Source organism: Pseudoalteromonas sp. AS84, from assembly GCF_038900255.1.
Classification (GTDB): Bacteria; Pseudomonadota; Gammaproteobacteria; order Enterobacterales; family Alteromonadaceae; genus Pseudoalteromonas.
Genome location: NZ_JBBMQY010000003.1, coordinates 268,967 through 291,784, shown reverse-complemented (window position 1 = coordinate 291,784; position 22,818 = coordinate 268,967). Strand labels below are relative to the sequence as shown.

General features: G+C 39.1%; 21 protein-coding genes and 1 riboswitch. Of the genes, 7 read left to right on the top strand and 14 right to left on the bottom strand.

Annotated features, from left to right (window positions below; all coding sequences use genetic code 11):
- Nucleotides 1–4: 4 nt before the first annotated feature.
- The 4 genes from WNY79_RS05545 to WNY79_RS05530 form a co-directional block, all read right to left on the bottom strand.
- Nucleotides 5–1,009, bottom strand: coding sequence for an iron ABC transporter permease (locus WNY79_RS05545; RefSeq protein ID WP_342875347.1), 1,005 nt, complete (start codon nucleotides 1,007–1,009; stop codon nucleotides 5–7).
- 1 nt (nucleotide 1,010) lies between these two features.
- Nucleotides 1,011–1,823: an ABC transporter ATP-binding protein gene (locus tag WNY79_RS05540; RefSeq protein WP_342875346.1), complete on the bottom strand. Its 813-nt coding sequence runs from the start codon at nucleotides 1,821–1,823 to the stop codon at nucleotides 1,011–1,013.
- A gap of 246 nt (nucleotides 1,824–2,069) precedes the next feature.
- A riboswitch (cobalamin riboswitch) is annotated at nucleotides 2,070–2,202 on the bottom strand.
- A gap of 60 nt (nucleotides 2,203–2,262) precedes the next feature.
- Nucleotides 2,263–3,195 (bottom strand): porin, encoded by a 933-nt coding sequence (locus WNY79_RS05535; protein WP_024590705.1) that lies wholly within the window; start codon nucleotides 3,193–3,195, stop codon nucleotides 2,263–2,265.
- Nucleotides 3,196–3,361: 166 nt separating this feature from the next.
- Nucleotides 3,362–4,234, bottom strand: a complete 873-nt coding sequence (locus tag WNY79_RS05530) for a LysR family transcriptional regulator (protein ID WP_024598997.1) — start codon at nucleotides 4,232–4,234, stop codon at nucleotides 3,362–3,364.
- Nucleotides 4,235–4,325: 91 nt separating this feature from the next.
- Here WNY79_RS05530 and WNY79_RS05525 point away from each other — a divergent pair, with 91 nt between their 5' ends.
- Entirely contained in the window at nucleotides 4,326–4,700 is a 375-nt protein-coding gene (locus tag WNY79_RS05525) for a DUF413 domain-containing protein (RefSeq protein WP_007583734.1), read from the top strand.
- Nucleotides 4,701–4,785: 85 nt separating this feature from the next.
- Nucleotides 4,786–6,021, top strand: coding sequence for a diguanylate cyclase (locus WNY79_RS05520; RefSeq protein WP_342875345.1), 1,236 nt, complete (start codon nucleotides 4,786–4,788; stop codon nucleotides 6,019–6,021).
- A gap of 16 nt (nucleotides 6,022–6,037) precedes the next feature.
- On the opposite strand, the gene rarD is transcribed toward WNY79_RS05520, so the two are convergent.
- Together rarD and WNY79_RS05510 are read right to left on the bottom strand one after the other, a co-directional pair.
- Nucleotides 6,038–6,955 (bottom strand): EamA family transporter RarD, encoded by a 918-nt coding sequence (rarD, locus tag WNY79_RS05515; protein ID WP_024598999.1) that lies wholly within the window; start codon nucleotides 6,953–6,955, stop codon nucleotides 6,038–6,040.
- Between the two features lie 51 nt (nucleotides 6,956–7,006).
- Complete coding sequence (locus WNY79_RS05510) at nucleotides 7,007–7,462, bottom strand: thioesterase family protein (protein ID WP_024599000.1); 456 nt, start codon at nucleotides 7,460–7,462, stop codon at nucleotides 7,007–7,009.
- Between the two features lie 202 nt (nucleotides 7,463–7,664).
- Here WNY79_RS05510 and recQ point away from each other — a divergent pair, with 202 nt between their 5' ends.
- From recQ to WNY79_RS05490, 4 genes are all read left to right on the top strand, one after another.
- Nucleotides 7,665–9,488, top strand: a complete 1,824-nt coding sequence (recQ, locus tag WNY79_RS05505) for a DNA helicase RecQ (protein WP_166421311.1) — start codon at nucleotides 7,665–7,667, stop codon at nucleotides 9,486–9,488.
- Nucleotides 9,489–9,495: 7 nt separating this feature from the next.
- On the top strand, nucleotides 9,496–9,780 hold the full coding sequence (locus tag WNY79_RS05500) for a DUF3630 family protein (protein WP_024598872.1): 285 nt from the start codon (nucleotides 9,496–9,498) through the stop codon (nucleotides 9,778–9,780).
- Nucleotides 9,781–9,950: 170 nt separating this feature from the next.
- Entirely contained in the window at nucleotides 9,951–11,660 is a 1,710-nt protein-coding gene (locus WNY79_RS05495) for a ShlB/FhaC/HecB family hemolysin secretion/activation protein (RefSeq protein ID WP_342875344.1), read from the top strand.
- Between the two features lie 69 nt (nucleotides 11,661–11,729).
- Nucleotides 11,730–12,302, top strand: a complete 573-nt coding sequence (locus WNY79_RS05490) for a mechanosensitive ion channel domain-containing protein (RefSeq protein WP_154903704.1) — start codon at nucleotides 11,730–11,732, stop codon at nucleotides 12,300–12,302.
- A 104-nt stretch (nucleotides 12,303–12,406) separates the two neighbouring features.
- On the opposite strand, the gene WNY79_RS05485 is transcribed toward WNY79_RS05490, so the two are convergent.
- Genes WNY79_RS05485 through WNY79_RS05475 form a run of 3 tightly spaced genes read right to left on the bottom strand, consistent with a single transcriptional unit; the run spans nucleotide 12,407 to nucleotide 14,794 of the window.
- Nucleotides 12,407–13,465, bottom strand: coding sequence for a succinylglutamate desuccinylase/aspartoacylase family protein (locus WNY79_RS05485; protein WP_024596237.1), 1,059 nt, complete (start codon nucleotides 13,463–13,465; stop codon nucleotides 12,407–12,409).
- Entirely contained in the window at nucleotides 13,452–14,357 is a 906-nt protein-coding gene (gene rimK / locus WNY79_RS05480) for a 30S ribosomal protein S6--L-glutamate ligase (RefSeq protein ID WP_002961977.1), read from the bottom strand. The genes WNY79_RS05485 and rimK overlap by 14 nt, the downstream gene beginning before the upstream one ends.
- 2 nt (nucleotides 14,358–14,359) lie before the next feature.
- Nucleotides 14,360–14,794 (bottom strand): ATP-dependent zinc protease, encoded by a 435-nt coding sequence (locus WNY79_RS05475; protein ID WP_024596236.1) that lies wholly within the window; start codon nucleotides 14,792–14,794, stop codon nucleotides 14,360–14,362.
- 285 nt (nucleotides 14,795–15,079) lie between these two features.
- Between WNY79_RS05475 and WNY79_RS05470 the strand changes: the two genes are divergently transcribed.
- Nucleotides 15,080–16,051 (top strand): zinc transporter ZntB, encoded by a 972-nt coding sequence (locus WNY79_RS05470; RefSeq protein ID WP_076925088.1) that lies wholly within the window; start codon nucleotides 15,080–15,082, stop codon nucleotides 16,049–16,051.
- Nucleotides 16,052–16,106: 55 nt separating this feature from the next.
- Here the strand turns inward: WNY79_RS05470 and WNY79_RS05465 are convergent, their stop codons facing one another.
- The 5 genes from WNY79_RS05465 to WNY79_RS05445 form a co-directional block, all read right to left on the bottom strand.
- Nucleotides 16,107–17,291 (bottom strand): polysaccharide lyase family 7 protein, encoded by a 1,185-nt coding sequence (locus WNY79_RS05465; protein ID WP_342875343.1) that lies wholly within the window; start codon nucleotides 17,289–17,291, stop codon nucleotides 16,107–16,109.
- Between the two features lie 884 nt (nucleotides 17,292–18,175).
- Nucleotides 18,176–18,511 carry a ribonuclease E inhibitor RraB gene (gene rraB / locus WNY79_RS05460; protein WP_007376503.1) on the bottom strand — a complete coding sequence of 112 codons (336 nt, stop codon included), beginning with the start codon at nucleotides 18,509–18,511 and terminating at the stop codon, nucleotides 18,176–18,178.
- On the bottom strand, nucleotides 18,511–19,224 hold the full coding sequence (locus WNY79_RS05455; protein ID WP_342875342.1) for a 1-acylglycerol-3-phosphate O-acyltransferase: 714 nt from the start codon (nucleotides 19,222–19,224) through the stop codon (nucleotides 18,511–18,513). The genes rraB and WNY79_RS05455 overlap by 1 nt, the downstream gene beginning before the upstream one ends.
- 185 nt (nucleotides 19,225–19,409) lie before the next feature.
- On the bottom strand, nucleotides 19,410–21,704 hold the full coding sequence (gene parC / locus WNY79_RS05450) for a DNA topoisomerase IV subunit A (protein ID WP_342875341.1): 2,295 nt from the start codon (nucleotides 21,702–21,704) through the stop codon (nucleotides 19,410–19,412).
- A gap of 10 nt (nucleotides 21,705–21,714) precedes the next feature.
- Complete coding sequence (locus WNY79_RS05445) at nucleotides 21,715–22,809, bottom strand: PQQ-dependent sugar dehydrogenase (protein ID WP_024598879.1); 1,095 nt, start codon at nucleotides 22,807–22,809, stop codon at nucleotides 21,715–21,717.
- Nucleotides 22,810–22,818: the final 9 nt, after the last annotated feature.

Below are 22,818 nucleotides of genomic sequence, written 5' to 3'. Positions count from 1 at the left end.
GGAATTACCCCCTTCGCTTTCTAAAAAATAATAAACTTAAAAAGAACACGCTACCAATAGCAGCGGTAATAACGCCCACAGGCAATTCTTGGTTTTTTAGTAAGGAGCGCGAAAGTACATCAACCCACACCATAAATGTACCGCCCACTAAGCTGGTTACAAGCAATCCCGCGTTGGTGCCTTGGGAGATAAAAAAGCGCACAATATGCGGTACCATTAATCCTACAAACCCAATACCACCACACATAGCCACCAGCACAGCGGTAATTAATGAGCTTAAAACTAGCATAAGTATTCTAAAGCGCTGGACTCTGACACCTAATGTAATTGCGCTTTCATCGCCAAGTAACATGGCATTGAGTTGTCTTCTAAAGCTCAGCATTACAAACGTACACAATGTAATTACCAATAAAGGCAACCAAAGCGTAGCCCACTGCGCACGAGCAAAGCTGCCCAGTGTCCAAAATAAAATAGCGGCTACCGCCTGAGGGTCACTCCAATAAAGCAACAAACTGGTAAACGCACTAAATAAAAACGATAGAGCAACGCCAGCTAATAGCATTGATTCTACCTGTGCACTTTGCTGCCTACCTGCAATAAGAATTAATAAACTCATAGCGAGTAAGCTACCTAATAACGCTGCTGCCGATAACATAAAACCTGCACTAATACCTGCTAGCGCCATAAGTAACACCACGCCAAATGAAGCACCCGACGATATACCAAATAAGTAAGGGTCGGCTAGCGGGTTGCGCGTTACCGTTTGTAAAATAAGCCCCGCAATTGCTAAACCAGAGCCTGCTAAAAAAGCGAGTAATGTGCGTGGCATTCTTAGTTCAAAAATAATACGCGTATTAAAAGACGCATTATTTGAGAGCAAAAAACTATTAAGTACGTCTTGAAGTGAGGTATCTGCTGCGCCAAAACTAAGTGCTGCAAATAAGCTAAATAAAGCAGCTGCAGCACTTATAAATAACGCAAGTGATTGGCGAGTATTAACTGTGCTCATATTATTTGTAACCATAAAAGTAAGTGATATGAGGAATGCTATTTCCCGACTTCGATATTTGCGGGTGGTTATTTACTTGGGCGCAGACACCAAAAACCTCACCTAGCATGTTTTCGGTTAATACCTCACTTGGCGCGCCTGAATGCGTAATTTCACCATTTTTAATAACCACTAGTTCATCGCACATTGCAGAGGCTAAGTTTAAATCATGAAACGATGCAAACACCGTTACACCCAACGATTTAGCAAGCTCCATTACCTGTATTTGGTATTTAACATCTAAATGGCTAGTTGGCTCGTCCATTATTAACAACTGAGGTTGCTGAACTATGGCGCGGGCTATCAAGGCACGTTGCTTTTCACCGCCGGAGAGTGATTCAAAGCTTTGATCACTATGATCTGCCAACCCTACGGTATTGATAGCTTGAATAACTTTTTGTTTATCAGTGTTAGTTACTGAGCTAAATAGCGATTTATGAGGCGTTAGCCCAAGCGCAATAACATCAAATACGCTTAAGTTAAATTGCGACGGGGTTTCTTGTAAAACAACCGCTACTTTTTTTGCGTACTCATCGCTTTTTAGCTGCCAAATATCTGTGCTGTTAAATTCTACAACGCCATTACTTGGTTTATTAAAACGATATAGACAACGCAATAAGCTCGATTTACCTGCGCCATTGGGACCAATCAAACCAACAAATTTACCTGTGGTTATTTTAAGGTTTATTTTTTTTAGAATCGTTTTATTGCCAATACCCCACGATACGTTTTTAACGTTTAGTAATGGTGTATTTAATGGCGTTTGAGTGTGCAATAGTCAGTCCTAGGCTAGGTTAAACTCACTAAAAATGCGATAAAAATACTAATGCACTACAAGAAAAAAATGAGTAAACCCGCTCGTTAAAAAAATTCATACCAATTGCATTAAATTAGTGAGCTATTACAGCAACAAATAAATAGCTTAATAACAAGGCGAAATTATGGCATATAGTTGTTATATATGAATAATTTTTAACAAAGTTAGTAAGTTATTTAATTCGCTAGAAAGATCATGTTTTTAATAAAATTGGTATTATACCATTTGTATCTGACTTACAGCTCAGCTGCTTACAGTTGCGGGAACAGTCGAGGACTCGCACCTCATTCCAAATGAAGCTCTATTATGGGCGGCTAAGTAAATAATTTAAAGCAAAAAAAACCGCACTCAAAAGAGCGCGGTTAAAAAGGGAGTGTTTTAATAATTTAGCGAATAGTTAAAACTTGTATTCCATACCTAAGCCTACGTAGTCTTGGTCAACGTTGTTGTCCATATCGAAGCTTGAGTAAAAACCAAATACTTTAATGTTTTTATTTAATTTGTGATCAAGACCAACTGAAATTGCTGACTTATCGTCGCTGTCGTCAAAGTCCATATCTTGGTATTGCACTTTAAATGTGTTGTTACCCATGCTGTAAGCAGCATTTAGCAAGTAACCATCCGCCTCTGCGCTGCCATCTACTGCTTCTTGTGTTTGGTACATTGCACCCAATTTAAAGTTTTCAACTTTACCTTGGATTGATGCACGCACTACATCGTAGCCATTTACTTCACTATCGGCTGCAATAGAGGCGTATACCGCGCTCTTTTTAAGTGCAACGTCACCGTAGGTCACCGCCATTGAGTAACCGTTATCAGCGTCTACATCATCTTCAGCTACAAAAGTAGCAAGTACTTTAAAGCCTTCGTATGAGTTTGATGAATAACTAACTGTATTTCCTAAGCGGTTTTCACCTTTAAATACATTTTTAATGTCGCCTTCAAGGTCGTTAAATAAATCCAACTTGCCTTGAGATTGCTTAAGCGCAGTATCGTTACGACCAATAACTACTTGGCCAAACGCACCTTTTAAACCAACGTATTGGTTACGCGCAGAAATATTGTCGTCGTTATCGCCTTTTGAATCAGCATCAGACACATCAACTTGAAACTCAAACTTATATACCGCTTCTAAACTATCATTTATTTTTTCAGAACCTTTAACACCAAGACGAGATGCATTACTTTTTATCTCAGTAAAAGACCCTTCGCCATCATCTGATGATTGCACTGTTACATTCGCTTTACCGTAAATGTCTACGTCGGCAAGTGCATTAAAAGATAAACCACTTAATAGTGCTAAGCATAAGCTCGATTTTACAAATTTCATGTTATTTCCTTGGATAATCACAAAAGACTAATTTTTAAAACTGCTGCATTTTGTCATCGCTAAATGACATTAATATTACAATGGAAATATTAATGTCTTTTTTTATTAATAAAAATGCATTAAATGTGAAATCAAAATAACATGAAAGTTTAATAAATGGTCTCTCTTACTTACTTTGCTTTAAAGACAAGCTTGGCGTCATTTGCGAAAGTAAATTAACTAAGGTTTCTATTAGCTCTTTTTGCTCGTTGTCTCTGTGGTATGCGATAAATACGTCTCTTGAGGTGTTTTCTACCCCTTTAACATGAAACAACTCACCTTTTTCTAAATGCCCTTCAACCAATACTTGAGGTATAAATGCACTACCACCACATTGCAGTATTAAATCAAGTGCAATACGTCCTGTGCTAGTTCTAAAGTAAGGTGGCGTTTTTCCTGTAAACTGGCGTGCATGCCAAAGAGAAAAAGTAGTTCCCCAATCAACATACACATATTGATTATCAAAAAAGTTTTCGTTGGTTGCTGTGTCATATCCGCTTACAGGAATGATTGGCAACTCACAAATTCGCTCTACTACTAACTCGTCTACTTTTGGTGGATCAAACAATATTGCCAAATCAAGCGTGCGCTCTAATAATAGTCGAGTGCTTTCTTGTTGTGCTTTAACTTCTGCAACCAACGACACGCCCGGCATCGCCGATACAATATTTGTTATACCAAACTGTAAAAAAGCATCCCAAATATTAGGCGTTCCTGCTAAGCTAATTTGCTTATGCATATTATCGGCAAGCGCAACATCTACTTTGGCGCGCTGCATACCTGTAATAATCATTTGCGCGTGCGGTAATAAGCGCTCACCTGGTGCGGTAAGTTGAATATTGTTGCGCTGACGTATAAATAAATTAACACCAAGCCCTTGCTCTAATTGGCGAATTCTAAAGCTCACTGCAGACTGCGTAATATAAAGGTTTTCGGCCGCTTTACCAAAGTGACGCGTACGCACTACTTCAACGAATGTTTTTAATAAATCGATATCCAATTTTTTATCCTCACGATAAAAATAATTTGTTTAATAAATTGCCAAACTTGCATCATACTCCAGCTAATTAATAGGGTATGAGGATAAAGCTATGAGCAATAACATTTCATTACTACGCCAAGCATTTGTTAGCCAACGTCAATTTTATGATGATCAGAATTTTCCACGTGGCTTTAGCCGCAGCGGAAACTTCACCTTATTAGAAGCCAGTATATTAGAACAACACGGTGTTGTTTTAAGAGGCTTATATAGCAAAACAATTGAGCCGCAAAACGAACATCAAGAACAGTTTGTAGCAGTAGTCACTGGCTCACAAGAACCTACCAACCCAATCGAACGAGCTTGGGTAAAATACTTAAAGCTAACGACCTGTAAAACTAAATTTCATACTTTATTTGGCCGTTCAAAAATGTCAGGGCCAGCACCAATTAGCCAAGAGTATTATTCAGAAGCGGATAACCTGTAAGTACTTAAGTTATTTGCTTTTTTGCGTTTTAACAGTTACAACTTGTATAAGCAAATATTTTTGCAAAATATAAACAAGGTGTTACGTGACGCGAAAAATACTAATAGTTGAAGATACACCTGCAATGGCGCGAGTGCAAAAGCACATCGCGCTTAAAGCAGGTTATAAAGTTGATATAGCTGAGTCATTAGCACAAACAAAAGAGCTTATAAGTAAAAATAGCTACTTTTGTGCTGTAGTCGACTTTATATTACCTGATGCCCCATCAGGTGAAGCAGTACCGTGTACTGTTAAGGCTGACATTCCAACTATTGTAATGACGGGTAATATTGATAAACAAACCCGCGATACAGTCGAAAAATATCCAATCATTGATTACATCATTAAAGAAAACAAACAAGCGTATCAATACCTCGAAAGACAATTACTTAGATTAACTCGCAACGAAAATGTAAAAGTGCTTGTTGTTGATGATTCTGCATCTACACGTACTTACATTTGCAGCTTGCTTGCACGTCATAAATATCAAATTCTACAAGCCGAAGACGGTATAGAAGCACTAGCCGCGCTTGAAGCCTCACCTGATATATCTGTAATTATTACTGATAACGAAATGCCAAACATGAATGGTGATGAACTATGCACTGAAATTCGTCGTTTATATGACAACGATGAAAAAGTGATTATTGGTGTTTCTGCCGCAGACTCGTCTGATTTATCAACGTTGTTTTTAAAAAATGGTGCAAACGACTACCTTCGTAAACCTTTTAATAATGAAGAGTTTTATTGTCGTCTAAGCCAAAACGTCGATATGTTAGAGCTTATGGCCACAATAAAACGGCAAGCTAACACTGATTATTTAACTAATTTACCTAATCGCCGTTACTTTTTTGAAGAAACCAATAAGTCACTTAAAAAGATTAAAAGTAAGCAAGGTTCAGGATCCTTAGCAATGCTTGATATTGATCATTTTAAAGTGATTAATGACACACACGGACATGATGTAGGCGACGAAGTATTAAAAGGGCTTTCTATTTGCTTTAGTAAATATTTTAAAAAGTATTTAGTAGCGCGTTTAGGTGGTGAAGAATTCGCAGTGTACTTTGCCGACACTGATAAACAAGAAGCACTAAAAAGGCTTGAAGGTTTTAGGTATTTTATAGAAATGAATAGCCAAGAATTTAGTAAAGCTAAAATTAAATTTACTATCTCTATTGGCTTCTCAAACGGGCCTGTTTATCAAATTGATGAACTATTAAAACAGGCCGATTTAAAACTTTACGATGCTAAAGAATCTGGTCGTAATAAAGTAGTTAGTTAACCATTTTATTAGTTAATTATACTTCTGCGGCTGTAATAGCCGCTTTTTTACGTTTACGTGATTGATGATAAGAATCCCAACTAAAAATAGCTAATGCACTCCAAATACATGCAAACGTTACTACACGCTCCGCATCAAAAATTTCACCGTAAAACACCACTGCTAATATAAACATTAGGCTTGGTCCAATGTACTGAAAAAAGCCAAGTGTAGTGTATTGCAAGCGCTTAGCTGCACCAGTAAAACACAGTAATGGTAATGTAGTTACAATACCGGCACTAATCAGTAATGCATTTGTATGCCAATCGTTGGCTGGTAGGCTTGAAGTTGGTGTCGGCACCATTAACCACCAATAAATGAGTGCAACAGGCAGTAATATAAGTGCTTCAAGTAAAATACCAGGCAGAGCTTCAACAGGTAACTTTTTACGTATTAAACCATAAAGCGCAAACGATATAGCCAATGAAAATGCCACTACCGGAAACGAGCCAAAACTAATTAACTGCAGTACAACACCACTAAAGGCAAGTGCCACTGCTACGCCTTGAAACTTACGCAGGCGTTCACCTAAAAAGAGCATTCCCAGCAATACATTTAAAAGAGGGTTTATGTAATAGCCCAAACTCGCATCAAGCATATGGTTATTATTTATAGCCCATATAAATAAACCCCAGTTAAACCCAAGCAGCGCAGAGGTAATAACAAGCATAAGCAAAAGCTTAGGCTGAACAATGATGCGTTTTACTTTGTCCCAATACTTTAAAACACTTACTACCAGTACTAAAAATACAACCGACCAAACAACCCGATGCATTAAAATTTCAAAGGCAGTAACATGCTGAATTAACTTAAAGTATATTGGCGCAAGACCCCACATAAAAAAAGCAAGACAAGCAAAAATAGCACCTTTACGCTGCTCGGTATCAATCGACATAATAAACACTTAGTGATTTAAAAGGCCGCTAGTTTACTTGCCACGCGCGTTTTATCCAACTAAATACGTACCAGTTCCAAAAGCAATTTGAACAGATTGTTCGTTATGCAATTCCATTCTACACACACATACTTTATTGCCTGAGCGAATAAGTGTGGCACTTGCTATAAAGCTCTCCCCTTTTCCTGGGCGCAAATAATCAGTTCGTAAATCGATAGTGCCAAGGGTTGCTAGCTTTTGCTGTACACTCTTAATGTCTATATCGGTTAGCTTATCAATTACACTCGCTGCCGCGAGCATACCTCCTACGTTGTCGAGAACGGCTGAAATAACGCCACCATGTAATATTTTTTGCGCAGGGTTTCCTATAAATACGTCTTGCCAAGGAAAACTTATTTTTGCTTGCTCTGGAGTAAGTGACTCAACCGAGATATTTAAAAACTGATTAAATGGCATGCCATTTACAAACAATGCGCCCACTTGTTCAATTAACATTTCTTTATTCATTATTATTCTCTATGTTTAAACTGGTACGATGAGTAAAGCACAACTTAAGCAAAACTACGAGGCTCTCGTTAAGTCATTTTAAATAAGCCTGATATTAAAAAGCTATTTCAACCCTAGCAGAGTTAAATTTACTTACAATAGGGGTAAGGTTAAGTAACTCAGCTAAAGACATCTCACTAAAAAACCACTAAAATACCCGCCAATGAATACATCAACTCCCTCTTCGAGCACACTAGTGCGTAAACCCGAAACTGTCCTCAAACAAGTGTTTGGCTACAGTGAATTTCGCGACGGTCAAAAAGCAGTTATTGACGCTGCTATTAATGGTCAAGACTCTCTGGTATTACTACCTACCGGCGGCGGAAAATCAGTATGCTATCAAATTCCTGCTTTAGTGCTTGAGGGTGTAACTATTGTTATTTCTCCACTTATATCGCTTATGCAAGATCAGGTAACACAACTGCAAGCACTTGGAGTAAAAGCAGCTTACGTTAATAACAGCTTAGCGCGAGAAGAGCAGCAATTAGTGTATCAACAGCTTCATCAGGGGCAAATTAAGCTTTTATATGTGGCACCTGAAAAAGTATTACAACGCGAATTTTTAGAACGCTTATCACATTTAAATGTGAGTTTATTTGCCATTGACGAAGCGCATTGTGTGTCGCATTGGGGTCACGACTTTAGGCCTCATTACTTTAGATTAAATGAATTAAAGCAGCGTTTTGCACACGTCCCCATGATGGCGCTAACTGCAACTGCCGATAAAGCCACCCGTTTTGATATAGTTGAACAACTAAAACTACAACAGCCTTATATCCATACTGGCAGCTTTGATCGCCCTAATATTCGCTACACCATAGAAGAAAAATTTAAACCTATGGTGCAATTGCTTCGTTACTTAAAAGAGCAAAAAAGCCAAAGTGGTATTATTTATTGCACCAGCCGTAAACGTGTAGACGACATTGCCGAAAAATTGGCTGATGCAGGGTTAAACGCTGCCGCTTACCATGCTGGTATGAGTAATGAGCAACGACAGTTTGTTCAAACTGGTTTTGCCCGTGACGATATTCAAATAGTGGTCGCAACCGTTGCCTTTGGTATGGGTATAAATAAGCCTAACGTGCGTTTTGTACTGCATTACGATATTCCAAAAAGTATAGAGTCTTACTATCAAGAAACAGGTCGAGCTGGGCGAGATGGACTCGCAGCTGAGGCCATAATGTACTTTGATCCAGCTGATATTGGCCGCGTAAGACGCTTTTTTGAAGACATAGACGACGAACAACGCCGCCGCGTAGAAGAACAACGCTTTAATGCAATGGCAAGCTTTGCAGAAGCACAAACGTGTCGTAGGCAAATATTACTTAATTACTTTAGTGAATATCAACGCGAGCCTTGCGGCAACTGCGATATTTGCTTAAACCCGCCAAAAAGCTTTGATGGTACCTTAGTCGCCCAGCAAGCACTTTCGTGTGTATATAGAGCTGACCAACGCTTTGGTCTTGGCTACATTGTTGAATTACTACGTGGTGCAAATACTAGCCGCATACGCGATAATAATCATCATGAGCTAAGTACTTACGGCATAGGTAAAGACAAAAGCAGTGAATTTTGGCTCAGTATTTTACGCCAGCTTATTCATCAAGGCTTACTTAGCCAAGATATAACGCAAGGTGCGTCACTTAGATTGACCGAAGCCGCGCGTGCAATTTTAAAAGGCGAGTACGCACTGCAATTAGCCGAACCACGCCTGCAAGCCAAACACGTTTATCAAGATAAATTAGCGCAATTTAATTACGACAAAAAACTGTTTGCTCGCCTGCGCGCACTACGTAAAGAACTTGCTGATGCCGATGATGTACCACCTTATGTGGTATTTAATGATAAAACGCTAGCCGAAATGGCGCAGCTTATGCCAACAAACGACAGCGAATTTTTAAAAGTGTCGGGGGTAGGTTTTACCAAATTAAATAAATACGGCGGCGAATTCTTAACTGCAATTCGTAATTACCTAGCTACAAATTAAGAAAGTTATGACTCAAATAGAATATGACCACGCCCATAAATACATTTTAATTACACCAGTCGAGCCGCCAAACGATGAAGACTTTGAGCTGTGGAGTACCCTATTTTTACACTCAGATGATGTAACACTCAACGAGTATTCTGCAGGTGCCGATCGCCATCAAGTTCGCTTTACCTATCATCAGCAAACCTTTAATTTAAACTATGAGCATTATAGCCAAAGTATTTGGATTAATGCCGAAGGCCGTGAAGCTGAGCACTTATTAGCCGCTTTAGCATTTTATTTAAGCTAGCTTTAATACCTCGCGCACAGGCGGCTCTAAACCAGGTTGGTTATTAACAAAAGTGAATATGAGTAACAATTAATTAGTTTCAAAATCCATACCTTTTACTTACATTATAATAACAATGATGTAAGCTGATATTACGGTAGTCATTTGCTACGTAGCAGTAAAGAGGTTCAATGGTGAACAAGAAATGGATAGCACAGTGTTGTATTAGCTTAACGGTTTTAAGCTCTTATGTGCCTAATGCATTCGCACAACAATCTTCAACGAAAACAGATAACTGCCTTGTAGAACAGACAGATTTAAGCACAGATAAAAACTTACGCCGAGAAGTCCAAGACAAAACATCCCTCACAAATAGTAACAGTAACGCAAAAATAGCCTCAATAAAGCTCAAGCAACTTAATGTATTTAATACTGAGCTTGAAGAGGAAAATAATGCACTATTTCGATTTGCTAACCGTGCTCATATTCAAACAGAGCCCGATGTAATCAATAACCTTTTATTATTCTCCCCTGGTGACAAGTACGACGCTAAAAAGCTTGCTGAATCTGAGCGTTTACTTCGTAAAGAAAGCTATTTATATGATGCACAAATTAGTGCAACCGAAAATTGCGACGGCAATGTTAATGTAGAAGTGGTTACCCGCGACTTATGGACACTTTTACCAGAAGTAAACTTTAGCCGTAGCGGTGGAGAAAACAAATCGAGTATAGGTTTTAGAGAATCAAACCTGCTTGGTTGGGGTAAGCGCCTTTCTTTGTCACGCACGACCGACAGCGATCGTAGTGGCTATTTATTTGTTTACGACGATCCTAATATTTTATCTACCCGCTACCGCGGCCGTTTAGAATATGCCGATAATAGCGATGGCAAGCGCCACTTACTTGAGCTTACCTACCCATTTTACGCAATAGACACCCCTTTTAGTTATGGTATTTTAAGCTATTCTGAGCAGCGCGAAGAGTCGCTATATAAACGCGGTGAAGAGTTTAGCGAATTTGATCAAACTACCGATTTAAACCGTGCATTTATAGGGCACTCAAAAGCACTTAATAATAATTGGACCCAACGCTTAACCTTAGGTTACACCGACGAGCAACATACCTTTGAAGCAATAGACACGACCTTTGCACCACTTGCCGATGACAGAAGCTTAAGTTATCCCTTTATAAGCGGCCATTGGTTTGAAGATAACTATATAAAAGTACGCAATTTTGACAGCATATCTCGCACAGAAGATTTAAATTTAGGCTGGAATATTAAAAGCTTAATTGGCTATTCAGACGAGTCATTAAGTAATGACGACAGCCGCGCAGTGTATTCATTTAACTTCAAAAAAGCCCACTTTACTAACGATAATACTTTATGGCGCTTTAGCGCAGATATTGATGGTTATTGGAATAAAGAGCAGAAAAAGCTCGAAAACTTTATGGCCACCAGCCAAATACAATATTATTTAAATACCAGTGAAGACCAATCTTGGTATGTTAAAGCCCGCGTGCAGTACGCCAAAAACCTTACTGCTGATCAACAACTTACTTTAGGCGGCGAAACAGGCCTACGTGGTTACCCTATGGATTATCAACATGGCGACCGTAGTTTTTTAGTTAATCTAGAAAAGCGTTATTACTGGGAGTACGATTTACTGCAATTATTTAAAGTGGGTGGCGCAGCTTTTGTAGATGTAGGCAGAGCATGGTTCAACGATAAAGATAACGGTGAAAACGCACATGTATTAAAAAATATAGGCGTGGGTCTTCGTTTAGCACCGAGTCGTGCAAACTCAGGCACCATGATCCACATTGATATTGCAGCCCCAGTTGATAGCTACGATGATGTAGATTCAGTACAGTGGCTCGTGAGCGTTAAAAACACTTTTTAAATAATACAAACGCGTTAAACTAATATCAATTGCATTAAATTAAATTTTTATAAAAGCTCAGGGCCTAAAGTGAAAATAATAGAAGTTTTAGAATTGTTTGCATCACAATATAAGTTAATTGTCACTGTAATCGCTATTTTGGTTTTCCCTCTGCTATTAAAAATAACCAAAAAATTACTCGAAAAAGCCATTAAGGGGAAGGTAGATTTACACCGAAAGTACCGTGCAGAGCTCTTACTAAAAATAATACTCGCCTTTGTAGTGCTTTGTTTAGTTTTAGTATTTTGGGGTATAGAGCTGCGTGGCTTATTGGTTTTAGGCTCCTCTTTATTTGCCATGTTAGGCGTAGCGCTTTTTGCCGCTTGGTCATTACTGAGTAACCTAACCGCATTTTTACTGATGTTTATTCAAAATGACTGCAGAGTTGGCAATTGGGTACGAATTATTGACGGTGCTAATCATGTTGAAGGTCGAATAGTAGAAATGGGCTTGATGAATGTAGTGCTTGAACACATTGATGGGCACCGTGTAATTTATCCTAATAATTTATTCGTGACACGCCCTGTCATGGTTTTAAATAAAGAACCAAAGCCAACAAAAGCACCCGTTATAAAGCGTATTATTGGCCCTAAAAAAACATAGTTTAAAAAGCATCGTTGATAAAGCAATGTCCACAAAAAAGCCGCAGTAAGTAATTACCTACTGCGGCTTTTTAATGCTTAGCTAAACAGAATTTAGTTTAGCTATTAGTTATTTAGTTCAGCTGTTTTAAGCTCGTCATCTAAATCATTTATTTCATCAATAAAGTTCTCTAGTTGCTGCTCTACTAAACTATTGTCATTTGCAAAGTAAGCAAGGTGGAATACCGCGTCACCTTCATTTACTAATGGCATAGTTTGCTGACCAATAACAATCCCACCCTTAGGTGCTAAAAGTTCAAGCTCAGAGTCGCCTAATGGGCTACTAATATAAGCAAGTACTTGCCCTTTAGTCACATGCTCACCTAGTGATACTTGTGCACGCACAATGCCATCAACCTCTGCACGTATCCAACTAGTTGAACCTGCAATGATAGGATCTGGTAACTTTTTAGGACGCTTGCCACGGATCATTTTTAAATGACGCATAACATAATCAACACCCTGCACACCTGCCGCAATAGCTATAGGATCAAAACGCAGTGCTTCACCTGCTTCATAGGTTATAACTGGTATACCTAGGTTTGCAGCTTCACTTCGTAATGAGCCATTACGCAATGATGCATTTATTACCGCTGGTGTACCAAATGCTTTAGCCATATCAGCCGTTGCTTCATCTTCTAAATTAGCGCGAATTTGCGGTAAGTTAGTTCGATGAATAGCGCCAGTATGTAAATCAATAATGTGAGTACAATGTACTGCCACTTGATTAAAAAACATATAAGCCATACGCCCAGCAAGTGAGCCACGCTCAGAACCTGGGAAACTACGGTTCATATCGCGTCGGTCTGGTAAATAACGCGATTTATGAATAAAGCCAAACACATTCACAATAGGCACAGCTATTATCGTACCGCGCAGTTGGCTTGGGTCTATTTTAGCAATTAACTGACGCACAACTTCTACGCCATTTAGTTCATCACCATGAATTGCCGCACACACCATAAGCACAGGACCTTCCATTACACCGTTAACCACTTCAATAGGAATATTAAGTGGTGAATGGGTATAAAGTTTAGCTGCCTCTAAGGCAAGTGTTTTACGCTCGCCTACGCCTACACTCTCTCCTAATAAGGAAAAAGGACGGTTAATTTTAACCTTTGCCACGTGTTGCTGTTCCTTTACTTGAAGCATTTTTTTCGATGAAATCAATTACCATGCCTGCAATGTCTTTACCTGTTGCTATTTCAATGCCCTCTAAACCTGGTGATGAGTTTACTTCCATCACAAGTGGTCCACGAGATGAGCGAAGTAAATCAACTCCCGCTACGTTCAAGCCCATTGATTTAGCCGCCGCTACTGCCGTTTTACGTTCTTCTGGAGTAATGCGAACTAACGTAGCGCTACCACCACGGTGAAGGTTAGAGCGGAACTCACCTTCTTGTGCTTGACGTTTCATTGCTGCTATTACTTTATCGCCTAGTACAAAACAACGTATATCCGCGCCACCTGCTTCTTTAATGTATTCCTGAACCATAATATTAGCTTTTAAGCCCATAAATGCTTCAATAACACTTTCTGCCGCTTTGCGTGTTTCAGCAAGTACAACACCAATGCCTTGTGTGCCTTCAAGTAATTTAATTACAACAGGTGCACCGCCTACCATCTCTAGTAAGTCTTTTACATCATCTGGTTTGCTCGCAAAACCTGTTACTGGCATACCAACGCCTTTGCGCGAAAGTAACTGAAGTGAGCGTAATTTATCGCGCGAACGAGAAATAGCGACTGATTCGTTTACTGGGTAAACACCCATCATTTCAAACTGACGAAGTACCGAACAGCCATAAAATGTAACCGATGCACCAATACGCGGGACGATTGCGTCAAATTCTTTTAAGTTTTCACCGCGATAGTGAATTTCTGGTTGCTCCGAGTTTATATTCATATAGCAGCGTAATGCATCAATCACCTTAACTTCGTGACCGCGTGCTTCTGCCGCCTCAATTAAGCGACGTGTTGAATATAATTTTCTGTTGCGAGATAAAATACCGATTTTCATAGTTAAACCTTACGACCTAATAGTTGAGATAAAGCCGGGTCAACGACTATACGATTTTCCATGGCTGTACGCCCTAATAACATTCTAAACTTCATTGTTGCACGGCTTGTTAAAGTAAGCTCTATCGGCCAACTATGCTCGCCTGCATGCAATGTCGTTTCTATAAAATAGCGTAACTCTTTTTGCCCACTTGAGCTGGTTACGTACTTCATTTTTTTAACTTTTGCCTTGCAAGTGACTTGCGTTTGCTCATCATCCTGCAATGGTTGGGCCGTAAATTTAACCCATTTCTCTGAGTCAACTTCGTATTCTTCAATGTTAATTGCATGAATACATGAAGTGCGAGCGCCTGTATCAATTTTTGCTTTTATATCGTTAATACCAAGCTCAGGTAAACTTAACCACTCACGCCAACCAACTGTAATCTTTGCTGTCATAAATGTGCCCTTAATAAAAAAGTGACTTATACGCTACAGGTAAAAAAACACCAACGAAATAAATTTATCTAGTCGATTAGTAAATTAAATTGATCTTTTTGAACAACTAGTCACACAATGCACGCCTTACTGAACAGTACTTTATGCTACTTTGCTCAGCCCCTAGGCTCTGCATTTATTTGGTTGTTCAAACTTAACTTATTAAAAATAAAGGTAAGTTTAAAATACTTAAGTAGATACACTATAGTTAACGGTATTAAAAATACACTATTATGAGAAATAATTATGATTAATGGTTTACTACATGCACTTGTACTTGATGGACAAGGCGGCGCTCGCCCTATTGAAAGCACGAATGAGCTAAATAGCTGGCAACCAAGCCAAGGGAAACTTTGGGTGCACATGGACTATAGCCAAAGTGAGGCGGTTGAGTGGCTCAAGGCACAGCCTCATTTAAACGATTACGAATTAGACTCTTTAATTGCTGATGAAACACGACCACGTATTACAGCAACAACTAATGGGCACATGTTATTTTTACGTGGTGTAAATTTAAACCCAGCACAAAGCCCTGAAGACATGGTTTCAATTCGTTTATTTATTAGTGAAAATATCCTTATTACCACCCGTAAGCGCCGTTTATTATCGGTGCAAGATACGCTTGCGTGTTTAAATGAAAACAAAGGTCCATGTAATATTTCTGAGCTAGTATGCTCCATTACACAAAAACTAACCTCTCGCATGCAAAGCGTTATTGATTCACTCGATGAAACACTCGATGAGTTTGAAGAAGAAATAGATGAACCTAGTAAAAGGTTTGATAACCAAGGTTTATCACAGTTACGCCGTCAAACAATTGCCTTAAAACGCTATTTAAAACCGCAAAAAGAAGCCCTTAGCTCAATGGTAAATAATCACTACTCCTGGCTGTTGGATGACGATAAAGCAAAACTTAATGAAACGACTAACTTACTTATTCGTTATTTAGAGGAGCTTGATAGCTCGATTGAGCGTGCGCAAATCATTCAGCAGACAATCACTAACCAAGTCTCTGAACAGTTAAACCAGCGAATGTATGTTATGTCAGTAGTAGCGGCACTTTTTTTACCGTTAGGCTTTTTAACTGGCCTGTTAGGTGTAAACGTAGGGGGTATTCCGGGTACCGAAAGCCCTTATGCATTTAGTGCTTTTGTCATATTTTTAATTGTGCTTACTGGCGGTATTGGTGTGTATTTTAAAAATAAAAAATGGCTATAAATTAAAGCAATTTTAGTATGGCCACTCAATTGAGTGGCCATGATTGAGTAGCTAATTAGTTAGTTTCTCGGGTATAACTAACATTTGTCATCGTTATTTTAGATTCTGTAATCCCTAAATCTTCAAAGCACTCTTTGAAAGAATCCGAATTACCCGATTCCCCACACTCATCCAATGTATCAGGGTCTTGTGATTGTAGGTAATTACCAAATTTAAAGTATGACTCTGAGTCATCTTCTACAGGTATACCAAATGAGCGACCTAGTGCGCTAACATCAACATCGCCATAATTATTTTCAACACGTAGAGTAAACGAGCCACCACTAGTAATAGTACCAAGGGCAAATTTTTCTTCGTTACCGCTTGTATTTCGCAGACGAACATAAACGTCAAAAATGCCATTTCCAGCTACACTGTCATCAAATCCAGATTCATCTGTATCTGAAACATACACTTTAGAAATTGTCCCGGTATCGCTAGCATGGTGCTGAGAGATAATTGTTTTACCACCATCTGACATTTCAACTTTTACAGTTGCCTCAAAAACCTCATAGGTTTCGGTCATTGCAACACGTGCACTTTCTTTAACTTTATATTCATGACGCCAGCCATTCCCGTTTGGAGTGATATGACGCGCTTCTAAAGGAACAAACTCCAAAGTATCGCTATTTACTAATGGATGAGGATCATTACCTTCAAGATCAAAAATACTACCGTTGGTGATGTTACTCGCTATACCAGAGCCACTACCCGTATCACCGCCGCCAGTATCACCACCGGTGTCTCCACCGCCTGAAGAACTACCCTTAGTTAACGAAAAGTCATCAAAACGAACATCGCTTGAACTCTTATCATGCTTAGCAAATACTTGTAGTGAACCAGTGTTAGCCGTGGTGAAAGTTTTAGATACTTTTGTCCATGAAGAAACATTGAATTTCTCACTTTTAAACAAACCATTAAGATCATTGATCCCGATTTGCCCCTTACCGAGTACATAGGCACTTAACGTGTACTGAGTATTTCGATCTACATCTACATTTTGATAAACACGCCCTGGGCTACCTTGTATTTTCAGTGATTTAGAGCCTTTATACGAATCTGAAGATAGCGCTGCAGGCTCTGTTTCATTCCAATTACTCCAGCCACCTTCAAAACCTGAATTTTCAATCGAGGCAGCGTGCGCAAAAGAAGTACTTGCAGCAACTGCAGAGCAAATAAGTAACTTTTTAAATTTAACCATTATTTTTATTCCTTTAAACCTGAATAATAAGCAACCTTACAGCTTAGCTTGGCGATAAAAACCAAACCTAGATCGCATCATGTAAACAGACTTTTAAACCAAAAAAAATTGGTAACAACAAAAAAAGAATTTGAAAAGAAAAAACCTTCAAATTGGTATTACCAAAACCATCACCTAACCGGCAAAACAAGGCTATATTTTTTGTTACCAATATGTCAACAAGTTAATTGTTACCATGAAAACTATAAAACCTCTAAAGGGATATCTTTAAAATACAAAAAAACACTTTAAAAACAATACCGTAAAAACGTATTGATTTCTATTTACACTATGTAATAAATTTTAAATTTAAGAAAATAGTAGTACCCAAAATAAAAACCACTATTACCAATATTTAACACAAAACTTAATGCCTTATGAATAAACACCGTTATTTCCTGATAAAATTGTTACCAAAACAGACTGGTAATACCTGTTAAATTTAATTTAACTTTAGTTATAAAGATAAATTTGCATGACTAAAATTTAAAAATACGCGCTTATATAATTTAAAATTTCAAAATATTAGTACAAATAAATAATTAAAAGTAAATTTTATATGTGAGATTAACCTTTCAAATTAATAGGTGATGATGAAATTGAAATGCTAAACAGGTACTAATTTTGAGATTTCTTTGGAGTGAGTAACACTTTGTTGTCTACATGGATACAGGTGAGGGGCGTGAGCAGAACGCGGAAGCTGCGCTCGGTTAACTTATTCTTACATGGATGTAAGCAAGTTTGAATCATGTAAAATTAGCACTCCCTAATTCGAGACACAAAAAAGCGAGTACTTTTACAATACTCGCTTTCAAATTAATAAATCTAGACTCTAGTTAGCTGCATTACTCTTGAAAGTAAGTGCCCCAACCATCGTACTCAACTTCGCATTCTACGGCTAGTTGCGCTAGCTTATCAACGTCTTCCATAATTACGTCTACGTCTAGCTCAGCTTCTACTACTATGTCGAAGCTCCAAATTTTGCTGCCGTCTTCAAGCTCAAGCTCTGCTGGCTCTTCAACATCGTAGCCTAGTTTAAAAGCAGCCAATGCTGCTTGCTCTAGCTTAGGGAAGTCTTCACATACAAAATGGTGTTCTACTTCATAAAGTATTTCAGGATCTGATCCATCTTCAAGTAGTGAACTTACGATGTCTTCACTTATTTCACGCCAGTTTTCCATTATTTATCTCTCACTTGAGCATCTAATTCAGTTATTTTAGCAGCCATAATGCTATGCACGCTTTTAGCATGCTCACGCGCGCTAGTGTTTTTATCAAGCGATATAGGCGCTAACATTTCGATGTGAATTGTACCATTATCCCAACGATTTAGCTTAATGGTTTTATGTGTTGTATTCATACATACTGGAATCATGGGTACATCTGCGCTCATTGCGGTGTGAAACGCGCCAGTTTTAAACGGCAATAAACCTCTTCCGTAACTTCGTGTACCTTCAGGAAACATCCATACAGATAAACCATTATTCTTAATTTTTTCGGCTGCTTTTGAAATAGTTCCTGCTGCTTTGGAGCGATTAGATCTGTCTATTAATATATTACCCGATAACCAGTAAAGCTGACCAAAAAACGGAATCCACTTTAAGCTTTTTTTACCTAAACTTACGCAATTTTTTGGCACCATTGCTGGCACTGTAAATAAGTCGTAGCTATTTTGATGATTCGCAACATAAACCGCAGGACCTGGATCAACGGCATCTTTATGGCGTGTTAAAACTAACTTAACGCCAATCATTTTAGCCATTGAGCCAAACCAGCCCGCTATTATATGTACATTATTAGGATGAAATGGTCTTACAATCGAAAGTAATAAACCAAAAATACAACTGAATAATATAAACAGCAGCATAATAAAAACGCGTATGACAGCTAGCAAATGGGCTTCTCCAAAAATCAATTATGATTATTATAGCGTTATTTTGTGACACAAACGAGTCAATAGCGCACAAGTGTACGCTGAAATATTTAAGCTGCTTGTTTTAATATTGCTTTAAAATGGTTTTAAAACAAAAACGGCCTGCAAATGCAGACCGTTTTTATTTGTACAAAAGAAGTCATTCGCTACTCTTCGCTAATAACTTCTTTTGGTTCATCATCTTGAGGTGTTAACTCAACAACCGCTTCGTCAACACGCTGTAAGCCACGTGGTAATTTATTACCCCTACGCCCTCGCTCACCATGATAATGCTCTAAGTCACTTGGTTTAAGTGTTAGTTTTCGCTTACCAGCATGAAGCGTAACACTGCTACCTAGTGGCACAACAGCAAGCACTTTTACAAACTCTTCACGGGCTTGTACTTTAGCACCCGGTATAGAAATGATTTTATTACCTTTACCCTTACCTAATTTTGGTAAGTCTCGCAGCGGGAATAAAAGCATTCGACCTTCGTTAGAAATAGCCATACAGTAATCGCTAGCAACATCGTTCACTCTAATAGGAGAAAGTAATATTCCACCTTTAGGGACACTTACCAGCGCTTTACCATTTTTATTTTTACTAACTAAGTCTTTAAAGTCGGTGATAAAGCCGTAGCCCGCATCTGACGCCATAAGCAATACTTGCTCATCTTCACTCATTACCACGTGCTCAAAATTAGCACCTGGTGTTAAGTTAAAGCGACCTGTCATTGGCTCGCCTTGGCTACGCGCCGAAGGTAGACTGTGTGCATCGGTTGCAAACGCCCGCCCTGCTGAATCTAAAAATACTGCAGGTTGATTACTCTTACCACGAGCCGAGGCTCTAAAGCCATCACCTGAGCGATAATTTAAGCCTTGTACATCTAAGTCATGACCTTTACCAACGCGTGCCCAGCCTTTGTCTGATAGCACAACAGTAACTGACTCTGATGGAATTAAATCTTTTTCGTTAAGTGCTTTTGCTTCTGAGCGCTCAATCACTGGTGAGCGGCGATCGTCACCATACATTTCAGCGGCTTCTTGAATTTCTTTTTTAAGCAGTGTCGACATACGACGCTCAGAACCCAAAATTTGCGCTAATTTATCACGCTCTTTGGCTAGTTCATCTTGCTCACCACGAATTTTAAACTCTTCAAGTTTTGCTAAATGACGAAGTTTTAATTCTAAAATTGCTTCTGCTTGCGTATCGCTTAAATCAAAGCGCTCCATTAATACAGGCTTTGGTTTATCTTCGCTGCGGATGATTTCAATTACTTCATCAATATTTAAAAAGGCGGCTAATAAACCCTCTAAAATATGTAGGCGCGCTAATACTTTATCTAAACGATACTGCAAACGACGACGCACTGTTTCGCGTCTAAATATTAGCCACTCACTTAAAATACAGCGCAAGTCTTTAACTTGCGGGCGACCATCTAGGCCTAACATGTTTAAGTTTACGCGGTAGTTTTTTTCAAGGTCGGTAGTTGCAAATAAATGAGCCATTAATGGCTCAGCTTTAATGCGGTTTGAGCGCGGGATAATTACAATGCGTGTCGGATTTTCGTGATCTGACTCGTCACGTAAATCGGCAATCATTGGTAATTTTTTAGCGTTCATTTGCGCTGCAATTTGCTCAAGCACTTTACCACCAGAACATTGATGCGGCAGTGCTGTAATGACAATATCGCCATGCTCTTCGGTGTAAACCGCACGCATTTTGATAGACCCACGACCGGTTTTATATATTTTATGAATATCGGCTTTTGGGGTAATTATTTCAGCATCTGTTGGGTAATCTGGTGCATGTACAAGCTCAAGTAATTCTTCAAGCTCTGTTTTTGGTTTATCAAGTAATAAACAACATGCGCTAGCCACTTCACGTACGTTATGTGGCGGAATATCAGTTGCCATACCTACGGCAATACCCGTTATACCGTTGAGTAAAATATGCGGTAAACGAGAAGGCAGTACAACAGGTTCATCCATTGTGCCATCAAAGTTTGGTGTCCAATCTACGGTGCCTTGACCAAGCTCTTTAAGCAGTACTTCTGAAAACTTAGATAAACGCGCTTCGGTATAACGCATTGCTGCAAACGATTTAGGGTCATCTGCCGCACCCCAGTTTCCTTGTCCATCTACCAAGGGGTAGCGGTAAGAAAACGGCTGCGCCATTAATACCATCGCTTCGTAACATGCACTATCGCCGTGTGGATGGTACTTACCGAGTACGTCACCCACTGTACGGGCTGATTTTTTGTACTTAGCATTAGCCGACAAACCCAGTTCGCTCATCGCATAAATAATACGACGCTGTACTGGTTTTAAGCCATCACCTACATGCGGCAAAGCACGGTCCATAATTACGTACATGGAATAATTTAAATAGGCGTCTTCGGTAAAGCGCCCCATTGTTTGTTGCTCAATTCCTTGCATTAGCAAGGTATCTGTATCACTCATTAAAGCTTACCTAGTTTTTCTTATAGCTTACACGGTAGATTACGTTGGCGTAATCATCGCTTACTAACAGACTGCCGTCACCTAATTCTGCAAATGCAACAGGGCGTCCAAATGTTGTTTCGTCTTTCATAAAGCCAGTAATAAATGGCGTATATTTAGTTACGCGACCTACTTCAATTGTTGCTAGCCCTACTTTATAACCTGACTTTTTAGAACGGTTCCATGAGCCATGTTCAGCAACAAATAATTGCTGCTTATAGCTTGCTGGAAATTGCTTACCGTTATAAAAATGAATACCTAATGGCGCTACATGCGCAGGAAGTGCAAGTGCTGGTGACGTATAATCGGCAATGTTTTTACCTTCACCAAACTCAGGGTCAATAATTGCACCGGCATGAACATACGGAAAACCAAAATGCTCCCCTTCTTGTGTTGCACGATTTAACTCATCAGGTGGAATATCATCGCCCATCATGTCGCGACCGTTATCACTAAACCATAGTGCTTGAGTAGCTGGATGAAAATCAAAACCCACTGTATTTCTCACGCCCTTGGCTATTGTTTTTATTTGTTTTGTTTCTACATTAAGCGCAAAAATACGGCCAAAACGTTCATCTTCAGCACAAATATTACACGGTACACCCACGGGAATGATTAGCTCACCCGTTGGTGCAAAACGCAGAAATTTCCAACCATGATGACGCTCGCTCGGTAGCTTGTTATAGACCACATCAAACTTTGGGTCTTTTAATTGGGTATCAATGTTTTTAAAGCGAATAATACGATGTACTTCGCCTACATATAAATCGCCATCTTTAATTGCTATGCCAGAGGGCATATTAAGGCCTTTAGCCACAACAATTTTTTTATCTGCTACACCATCGCTATTATGATCAATAAGTGCATATACGTTGCCCGCTTTACGAGAACCTACATACACAATCCCTTTTTTTGAAACGGCTATTTGACGTGCATTTTCTACATCGCTCGCAAATAAGCTTATTTCAAATCCCGGTGCTACTGTGAGCTTATCGAGTATATTTTTAGCCATTACAGGAGCGGTAGTCAGCCCAAGTAACAGCAAACTTCCTAGTAGTTTTTTCATTCGCCTCTC